This window comes from Candidatus Angelobacter sp. (assembly GCA_035607015.1).
Taxonomy (GTDB): domain Bacteria; phylum Verrucomicrobiota; class Verrucomicrobiia; order Limisphaerales; family AV2; genus AV2.
Window position 1 is genome coordinate 1 of record DATNDF010000516.1, and the last position, 9,401, is coordinate 9,401.

At 60.9% G+C, this 9,401-nt stretch carries 9 protein-coding genes; 7 read left to right on the top strand and 2 right to left on the bottom strand.

All coding sequences use genetic code 11. From position 1 onward, the window contains the following. The 7 genes from VN887_20750 to VN887_20780 form a co-directional block, all read left to right on the top strand. On the top strand, positions 1-338 hold a 338-nt coding region (locus VN887_20750), incomplete at its 5' end, for a prolyl oligopeptidase family serine peptidase (GenBank protein ID HXT42449.1). A 17-nt stretch (positions 339-355) separates the two neighbouring features. Continuing rightward, complete coding sequence (locus tag VN887_20755) at positions 356-1,267, top strand: dihydrodipicolinate synthase family protein (protein HXT42450.1); 912 nt, start codon at positions 356-358, stop codon at positions 1,265-1,267. Further along, positions 1,264-2,436, top strand: a complete 1,173-nt coding sequence (locus VN887_20760; protein ID HXT42451.1) for a sialidase family protein — start codon at positions 1,264-1,266, stop codon at positions 2,434-2,436. The genes VN887_20755 and VN887_20760 overlap by 4 nt, the downstream gene beginning before the upstream one ends. Before the next feature lie 10 nt (positions 2,437-2,446). After that, entirely contained in the window at positions 2,447-5,479 is a 3,033-nt protein-coding gene (locus tag VN887_20765) for a GDSL-type esterase/lipase family protein (GenBank protein ID HXT42452.1), read from the top strand. 2 nt (positions 5,480-5,481) lie between these two features. Beyond that, complete coding sequence (locus VN887_20770) at positions 5,482-6,420, top strand: proline racemase family protein (protein ID HXT42453.1); 939 nt, start codon at positions 5,482-5,484, stop codon at positions 6,418-6,420. A gap of 3 nt (positions 6,421-6,423) precedes the next feature. Next, positions 6,424-7,677, top strand: coding sequence for an FAD-dependent oxidoreductase (locus tag VN887_20775; protein HXT42454.1), 1,254 nt, complete (start codon positions 6,424-6,426; stop codon positions 7,675-7,677). Next, the gene (locus VN887_20780; GenBank protein HXT42455.1) at positions 7,674-8,375 is read left to right on the top strand and encodes an alpha/beta hydrolase; all 702 of its coding nucleotides are present in this window, start codon (positions 7,674-7,676) and stop codon (positions 8,373-8,375) included. Before VN887_20775 ends, VN887_20780 begins: the two co-directional genes overlap by 4 nt. A gap of 22 nt (positions 8,376-8,397) precedes the next feature. Here the strand turns inward: VN887_20780 and VN887_20785 are convergent, their stop codons facing one another. Beyond that, positions 8,398-8,586, bottom strand: coding sequence for a hypothetical protein (locus VN887_20785; protein HXT42456.1), 189 nt, complete (start codon positions 8,584-8,586; stop codon positions 8,398-8,400). A 374-nt stretch (positions 8,587-8,960) separates the two neighbouring features. Beyond that, positions 8,961-9,245: a hypothetical protein gene (locus VN887_20790; GenBank protein HXT42457.1), complete on the bottom strand. Its 285-nt coding sequence runs from the start codon at positions 9,243-9,245 to the stop codon at positions 8,961-8,963. Positions 9,246-9,401: the final 156 nt, after the last annotated feature.

Here is a 9,401-nt window from a genome sequence, read left to right on the forward strand (position 1 = left end):
AAATCTGGTGGAACGAGCAATGGATGGGCTGGCCGGTGGACGAAAGTTACGCGCGCAATTCCAACGTCACCGACGCGCCCAAACTCCAGGGCAAACTGCTGTTGATGGTGGGCGAAATGGACCGGAACGTGGATCCGGCGAGCACGATGCAGGTCGCCAACGCCCTGATCAAGGCGGACAAGGATTTTGACCTGCTGGTCGTGCCCGGCGCGGGACACGGCGTTGCCGGCACATCGTACGGCTGGCGCCGTTTGGAGGATTTTTTTGTGCGGAACCTGCTGGGAAGAGAACCGCGCGGGGAGTCGAATCTTGTCGCGACCACTCCGGACCCGCGGTAAATTGGGACCACGGACAAATGAAGAAGCCACCCTGGCGGGGCGTTTTTCCCGCGATCACCACGCAGATGAAAAACGACGGCGCGCTCGACCTCGAGGCCACCGCGCGCCACGCCGGCATCCTGATTGAATCCGGCGTCAGTGGCATCATCTTTCTCGGCTCGCTTGGCGAAAATCAGGCGCTCACGCCGGATGAAAAACGCCGCGTGATCGCGGCGATGGTGAAGGCCGTGAACGGTCGCGTTCAGGTTTTGAGCGGTGTGGCCGAGAGCAGCACCGCTGAAGCGTCCCGGTACGTCCGCGACTGCGAACGGCTCGGACTCGACGGGTTTATGCTGATGCCGGCGATGCTTTACAAGGGCGACCCGCGCGAAACGATAACGCACTTCCGCACGGTGGCGAAGGCGACCGGTCTGCCCATCATGATTTACAACAACCCGATCAGCTACGCGAACGACGTCACGCCGGAGATGTTCGCCGAACTCGCCGATCAGAAAAACTTCGTCGCACTCAAGGAAAGTTCCGGCGACACACGCCGCATCACCGATTTGCGGAATGTCGTTGGCGACCGATACGCGATTTTCACCGGCGTGGACGACCTGGTGCTGGAGAGCGCGATCCTCGGGATTGACGGCTGGGTCGCGGGCAGCGGCATCGCCTTTCCCGCCGAGAACCAGCACCTCTGGGAACTCACGCGCCGGGGCGAGTGGGACAAGGCGCGCGAAATTTACCAATGGTTTACGCCGTTGCTGCACCTCGACGTTCACACGAAGTTTGTGCAATACATCAAACTGGCCGTGCAGGAATGCGGACTCGGCGCCGAATGGGTCCGCGCGCCACGCCTGCCGCTGGTGGGCAGGGAGCGGAAACAGATTTTGAAGATAATCCATGCCGGCATGGAAAACCGACCGGAGTTGCCGAAGAAGAAATGAGGGTCCCCACCACTCTCGAAAATCTCCTGCTCGCATCGGCAATTGCGGGACTCGCGCGGTCCGCCGACGCCGCGGGATTTTTGCCGCCCGGCTACACAGTTCCAATTGTCGATATTTCCGGTGAAACCAACCGGCAGGTGGTTGTGGATCGCGAGTCCGGCCAATACCTCGGGCATCCCGGCACCGTGCTGCTTGAAGATGGCCGGACCCTCCTGACGGTTTATCCCAAAGGACACGGGCGTGGCGCGCTGATTCTGAAACGGAGCACGGACGGGGGACAAACGTGGTCGAAGCGACTGCCGGTCCCGGAAAACTGGGCGACTTCGCTTGAAACGCCGACCATCCATCGCGTCTTGGATGAGCACGGAAGGAAAAGGCTCATTGTTTGGTCCGGTCTTTACCCCGCACGCCTTACAGTCTCCGAGAACGACGGCAATACCTGGACACCGTTGAGGCCGGTCGGCGATTGGGGCGGCATTGTCGTGATGGGCAGCGTCGAAGCATTGCGTGACCGGGCGGGGCATTATCTGGCGCTTTTCCACGATGATGGCCGGTTCTTTACCAAAACTCCGAACACCGCCAAGCCGGTCGTGATGACGCTTTACCAGACCGAATCCTTCGATGGAGGTCTGACCTGGGATCGTCCTCACGCGATCTTCGCGTCGAGTGAGATTCACCTCTGCGAACCCGGTCTGATCCGTTCGCCGGACGGCGGGCAACTCGCGGTGCTGCTCCGCGAAAACCTCCGGCGACGGAATTCACACGTGATTTTCTCAAACGATGAGGGTCGCAGTTGGAGCGCGCCACGAGAGTTGCCAGCGGCGCTAACGGGCGACCGCCACGTGGGCAAATACGCGCCCGACGGTCGGCTGTTCGTTTCCTTCCGGGACACGACTCGTGTTTCGGCCACGAAAGGCGACTGGGTGGGATGGGTGGGCAGCTATGAGGACATCGTTGCGGGACGCGAAGGCCAGTATCGTGTCCGAATCATGCACAACACCAAAGACGCCGACTGCGCGTACCCGGGCGTCGAGGTGCTGCCCGATGGGGCGTTTGTGACAACGACGTACGGCCATTGGACAAAGGGCCAACCACCTTACATCGTCAGCGTCCGTTTCAAACTGGCCGAGCTGGATGCAAAGTTAAAACCCCCGACCAGTGAACCTTAAACTTCCAGCGATGAATCTTCCGGTCTTCTTGTTCCTTTGGATGTTTGTCGGGGTCGCAGAGGCCGGCGAGTTGACATTCCCTTCGTTGCCACAGCCCGCCTGGGGCCACATCGCCAGGACAACCAACTCGACCGGCACGATTCTTCTCGAAGTCGGTTCGTGGCCGGCCGACGGGAAGCTGTCGCTTCCGACCCCGTTTCCAAACATCACGGCCGTTCATCTGCTCGAGGGCTCAAAGCGCGAACCGATGAAGTGGGTTTTCAATACCGACGCGACACGGCTTCAGATTGAGGTTCCATTGCGGGCTCCACTGGCTTTGCCCGCGCTCGTCGAGCTGGAGACGGCAGAGAATTCGGAACAGTTCGCCGACGGGCGCGTCGTTTTCTCCGCGCTCGATGCGCGAGTGCAGGGCAGCCGCGCGAGGCTGGAGTCGAATCCTGGCAACCATCGGATCGGCTTCTGGACCGACCCGCAGGACGGGGTGAGCTGGGAGTTCAAGCCGACGCGATGGGGAAAGTATGATCTCGAACTCACGTTTTCAGCAGATGGCGGCGAAGGCACCGAGTTGCAGTTGGAGGTCGCCGGACAGAATTTCACCGTCAAACGTCCTTCGACGGGCGGTTGGTATCGTTACCAGACGTTGCCGATCGGCCGCGTACATTTTTCAAAGGCCGAACCGTTCACGTTGCGCGTGAGCTGCAAGACACTCAAAGGCGGTGCGGTGATGAATCTCAAGGCGGTGACAATGCGGCCCGCGCCGGAAGGGAATCCGATTACGCAGAGCGTGGCGGGTGTCATCACGCTTCTGGCGCGCGATGCGACGACGCACGGCGTCATGTTGCGCTACGAGCCGGCGGAGATTAAGAACTGCCTTGGTTATTGGGTGAACCCGGACGATTGGGCCGGGTGGGAATTCGCCGTGACGAAACCCGGGGCATTTGACGTCGAGGTGTGGCAGGGTTGCGGCAAGGGACAGGGGGGCAGCGAGGCGGAGGTCCGGATCGCAGGCGAGAAGCTCGATTTCATCGTTCAGGAAACGGGACACTTTCAAATCTTTGTCCCGCGCCGGGTTGGCCGGGTGAACCTGTCGCAACCGGGAAGCTACCGGCTGGCGGTGCGCGCGCTGCGGAAAAAGGCCGGTGCTGTCATGGACGTGCAACAGGTCCGGTTGATACCGGTCGCGTCGGCGCAAAATGTTTCGCCGAACGCGGCAAGGTTTTTAAACGCGCACCGCGTGGTCTTTCTGGGCGACAGCATCACCTACAGCGGCGAATACACGGAGTTTATCGAAGCCTATGTTCGCATCCGGTTTCCCGAATCGCGCGTCGCGTTCCTGAACCTTGGCCTTCCGAGCGAAACCGTCTCCGGCCTGTCCGAACCGGGCCATGCAGGCGGCGCATTTCCACGACCCGACCTCCACGAACGCCTCGGACGCGTCTTGGAGAAGACGAAGCCCGACGTCATTGTCGCGTGTTACGGGATGAACGACGGGATTTATTACCCGTTCGACACGGAACGGTTTCAGAAGTTCAAGGATGGCATCCTCCGGTTGCGCGAGCGCGCCGCGGCGGCCGGCGCGAAAGTCATTCACGTCACGCCGCCGACGTTCGACCGCCTGCCGCTCAAGGGCCATACGCTGCCGGACGGCCTGGCTGAGTACCAGTCTCCCTACGATCACTATAATGACGTGCTCGACCGCTTCTCGGATTGGTTGTTATCTCAACGCGCGCAGGGCTGGGAAGTCATAGACGTGCATGACCCGATGAACCGGTTCCTCGCCGGACGGCGCCGCACCGACCCGGATTTCATTCTCGCGCGGGACGGCGTTCACGCGAACGCGCAGGGGCACTGGCTCATCGCCCGCGAAATTCTGCGTTACCTTGGCGCGCCGGATGAAATCGTTTCCTCGGATGCTCCCGACCTGTTGACCAGGTCGCACCCCAACGGAACGGAGATACTAAAGCTGGTTCAACAGAAGCAGCGTGTGCTCAAGGACGCCTGGCTTAAATACGTCGGACACAAACGGCCCGGCATGAATCCCGGCAAACCTTTGCCGGAGGCGGAAGGTGAAGCCGGCGCGCTGGACGCGAAAATTCACGCGCTCGCTGAAGTTAAATCTGCCGCGGGCGGGCCGGTGGACGCGGACAATCGCCCGCTCATTCGCAAGCTCGGCACCATTGACCTCGATCTGGTCGAGACGACGCCGATCGTTTTCAAGGACCGCCTCTATCGTTTTGAGTGGGTGCGCGAGGGTTACTGGAACAATCAGCGGAAAACAAATTACTTTCGACTTATTGATCACGAGACCGGCGTGCCGACGGCCCCGTTTGCCGACGGGCATGAATTCGGTTCTGCGTTTGTGGACGGAGACACGGTTTATGTCACCGGCACGCGGGGCCGCAACCGGGTGGATATGTTCGTCTCGCGGGACCTCAAGACCTGGGACTCGCGGCCGGTCATCAATGACGGCCGTTACGGCATCTTCAACACCTCGCTCTGCAAGGCGGGAGACGGATATGTGCTGATGTTTGAGATCGACAAGCCCGCCGAGGAAGCGGGCGTGCCGTTCACCGCGCGTTTCGCGAAGTCACGGGACTTGCGCGCGTGGGAGATCACACCGCCGGAATGCAACTACGCGAAGGACCGTTATACCGCGCCGCACTGCCTCCGGTGGCTCGACGGCTGGTTTTATGATTTTTTCCTCGAAGCCCACGACGGCTACGAAATGCGGGTTGTCCGTTCGCGCGACCTGATCCACTGGCAGGCCAGTCCGTTGAATCCGGTCCTGCGCGCCTCACCCGAGGACAAGGTCATCGCCAATCCAAAGCTCACCGATGCGCAGCGGGCGCGCGTCGCTCACGCTGTCAACCTGAACAACTCCGACATTGATTTCTGCGAATGGCGCGGGCACCTCGTCATCAACTATTCCTGGGGCAACCAACAAGGTGTCGAACATCTCGCCGAGGCTGTTTACGACGGGAGCAGGGAGCAATTCCTGCGGGGCTGGTTTCCGGCCGGTGATTTCAGCGCGGTGCCGCGCTAACTCTGTCCAACATGCAACGGGTTCAATTCATTGACTCACACACGGGTGGCGAACCGACGCGCGTCGTCATCAGCGGAGGACCGGAGCTTGGCGGCGGCGGTGTTGCCGACAAGCTGAATATTTTTCGCGGTCAACACGACCGCTTCCGTTCTGCGGTTGTCAACGAACCGCGCGGTTCCGACGTTCTCGTGGGCGCGCTGTTGGTTGAACCGGCGGACAAATCCTGCGTCGCGGGCGTGATCTTCTTCAACAACGTGGGCTGTCTGGGCATGTGCGGGCATGGCGTGATCGGTGTCGTGGCCACGCTCGCGCACCTGGGCCGCATCCGGACAGGCGGGCACCGGATCGAGACACCGGTCGGGGTGGTGACGACTGCGCTCAACCAGGACGGCTCTGTGTCCGTGACCAACGTTGCGAGTTATCGGAAGGCGAAAGGCGTGATCGTGGATGTGCCGGGAGCAGGCGCGGTGACGGGCGATATTGCCTGGGGCGGCAACTGGTTTTTTCTGGTCGAGCAGCACGGGCAATCGCTCGAACCCGCCAATGTTGAAAAGCTGGCCGATTACGCCTGGCGCGTCCGGCAGGCGGTCAACTCACAGGGCTTTCCCGAGGTTGACCACGTCGAACTCTTCGGACCGCCGGTCAGTTCGTGGGCGCGCTCGCGTAATTTCGTTCTTTGTCCGGGCCGTGCCTACGACCGGTCCCCGTGCGGCACGGGAACGAGCGCAAAACTCGCCTGCCTCGCCGCCGAAGACAAACTCGACGAAGGCCAGCCCTGGGTGCAGGAAAGCATCATCGGCAGCCTGTTCACGGGACGCTATCGCTGGCTTGATCGTGCGGCAGGTACCATCGAACCCACAATTATCGGAACGGCATTCGTCAACGTGGAAGGAACGCTGCTGCTCGACGACCGTGATCCGTTCTGCTGGGGCATCCGTTGATTCATGTCGAAGCGCATCCTCGTCATCGGCGGCGGCGTCATTGGCCTTTCGACCGCCTATTACTGCGCGCGAAAAGGTCACCACGTCACCGTTGTTGACCGCAATCCCGAACAGCGGGACGGCTGCTCGTTCGGCAACGCAGGCATGATTGTGCCGAGCCACTTCATCCCGCTGGCCGCTCCCGGGATGGTCGCGCTTGGGCTCAAATGGATGTGGAACCCGGAATCGCCCTTCTACATCAAGCCGCGGCCCGACCGGGACTTGGTGAGTTGGGCTTACAGGTTCTGGCGCGCTTCCACGCCCGGGCGTGTGCGCCGCGCAGCCCCGCTTCTGCGTGATCTCCAACTCGCCAGCCGCGCATGCTTCGAGGAGTTCGCTGATCTGACCGGAAATAGTTTCGGCCTGGTGAAACGCGGTCTGTTGATGCTGTGCAAGACGCAGCACGCGCTCGACGAAGAGGCGAAGATGGCGGAACAGGCCGGGCAACTGGGCATCCCCGCCGAAGTACTGGACGCGCGGCAAACGGCCGCGCTTGATCCGGATGTTCGCATGGACGTCGCCGGCGCCGTCTATTTTCCAAAGGATTGCCATCTCTCACCGGACCGGTTCATGGCCGGACTTCAGCAACGCCTCAAACAGGCCGGCGCGGAGTTTTCCTGGAACACCGAAGTCACCGGTTGGCGGGCGAGCGGTTCGCGCATCGAAGCGGCAAGAACGACCGTCGGAGAATTCACCGGGGACGAATTTGTTTTGTGCGGCGGCGTCTGGTCGCCGGACGTCGCGCGCGAACTTCGACTCCATCTCCCGATGCAGGCGGGCAAGGGCTACAGCCTGACCTTGACACGGCCGCGCCAGCTCCCCCGGATTTGCGCCCTCTTTGCTGAAGCCCGCCTCGCCGTGACGCCGATGGGCGGATCGCTTCGTTTTGGCGGGACCATGGAAATTGCCGGTTTGAACGAAGACATCAACCCCGTGCGCGTGCGGGGCATCATCAAATCCGTGCCCAGGTATTACCCCGATTTTACCCCGCACGACTTCGACGGCGTTGAACCGTGGCGCGGGCTGCGTCCGTGTTCGCCGGACGGGCTGCCGTACGTCGGGCGCACGGCGCGTCATTCAAACCTTTGCGTTGCCGCCGGGCACGCGATGCTGGGGTTGAGCCTCGGCCCCATCACCGGCAGACTTGTGGCGGAAATCCTGTCCGGCGAAAATCCGTCCATTCCAATCAATCTGCTGGATCCGGACCGTTACGCATGAAGAACCCGAGTGAGGAAGATGCGGGTCAAACCCGCCAGGTTCGAATCCCGGTCGGCGGCGATCCGGGCGCCTCCACGCGGACCGTGATGTTGGAGGGAGACCTGACAGTGCCGCCTCGCTCAACCGGCATTGTGTTGTTCGCTCACGGGAGCGGCAGCGGTCGGCACAGTCCGCGCAACCGGTGCGTGGCGGGCGTCATTCGCGAGGCCGGCATCGCCACGCTGTTGTTTGACCTGCTGACCCGGGACGAGGAGACCGAGGACAACGTGACTCGTCGCCTGCGATTTGACATCGAACTGCTGGCAAGAAGACTCGTCCAGGCGGGCAGATGGACCGCCTCCCAGCCCGGGACACAAAGACTGGGCATCGGCTATTTCGGCGCGAGCACCGGCGGGGCTGCGGCACTCGTGGCAGCCGCTGAGACCGGGGCGGCGATCGAAGCGGTTGTTTCGCGCGGCGGCCGGCCCGACCTGGCCGGCGGCAGGCTGGAATCCGTGCGGTCACCGACGCTGTTGATCGTGGGTGAACGCGACGGAACGGTGCTGGAATTGAACCGCGCCGCATACGCGCGGCTGCGCTGCGAAAATGAACTCAAGATCATCCCTCGCGCCACCCACCTGTTCGAGGAACCCGGGGCATTGGAGGAAGTCGCGCGACTGGCCGCCGATTGGTTTCGATGCCATCTGCGCCCGCGATGAAGCTGCCGGGCGGGCGGGTGATTTACTTCTTGGTGCGGGTATTGAGCGTGACCATCGGGCGTCTGGCCTTGTTGATCACGGGGTAATTGTTGCGGCGACGGCGGCGTTCCAGTCGCGCCTCGGGGGAAAAGAAGTGCGCGCCGAACCCAACCAGCGCGACCAGAACAATCAGCCCAATGGCCGCAAGCACAACCGGATTATCCAAATTCATGCTCGAATGTTAGGTGCACGACACCGTCTTGTAAAGGTCTTGTGAGTTGCGAGCGTCGCAAGCCGCGCGGAACCAAGGAGGAACTTCGCGAATGACCAAAGTGCGGGCGGAATGGGGCCTGATCACGCTGATCTACAATCTCAAACGGGTGTTGAACCTGGTGAGCTTCGAGAAACTGATGGCCGCGGTCAGTTGAAGGGCCCCGCCGCCGTTTTTCCCTCTCTTCTGCTTACGGCAGCGACCGTAACGCCTCCGCACACCGTGGGAACGAATCAAGGGAACTGAAAGTCCAAAACTCGAAACCAGAAAATCTTCTCCTGCCAACCTTCCTCACTCAAATATCCCAAAACGTTTTCACACAGCCTCGCGCCTTGTTAGACCACGTCGTCATCTTCTGTCGGTTTCTGGTAATCTAGCTCATTTCTACTCCAAGTGGAAAGTCCCATCAGTGAACCAAACCCCAATGTGTAAAACCCGAACATAACCAACAAACGCCAAACACTCGGAATCGACTCGTGTCTGTAGAAAGCAAATAACAAATTACCGAGCGTCATCAAAACACCAAATGGTAAACCAGCGCGACGAATAGAACTCAAAAAGAAATGCTCACGTCCTTTTGCTCGCTCCTGCTCCCATGACTGCTTTTCGGATTTTGTCATAAGCGTGAAAGTGGCCTAACTTTTAATATACGACCAATGGTCGTTGATCCACTTTGAACCCCGCAGCGCTTCCCTCATTTCGTAATGCCTTCATGGCCAGGTTGCTTGCGCCTTAAACTGCGCCTCCGCGCCTCGTTTTTCAAGCCGCTGATTTTT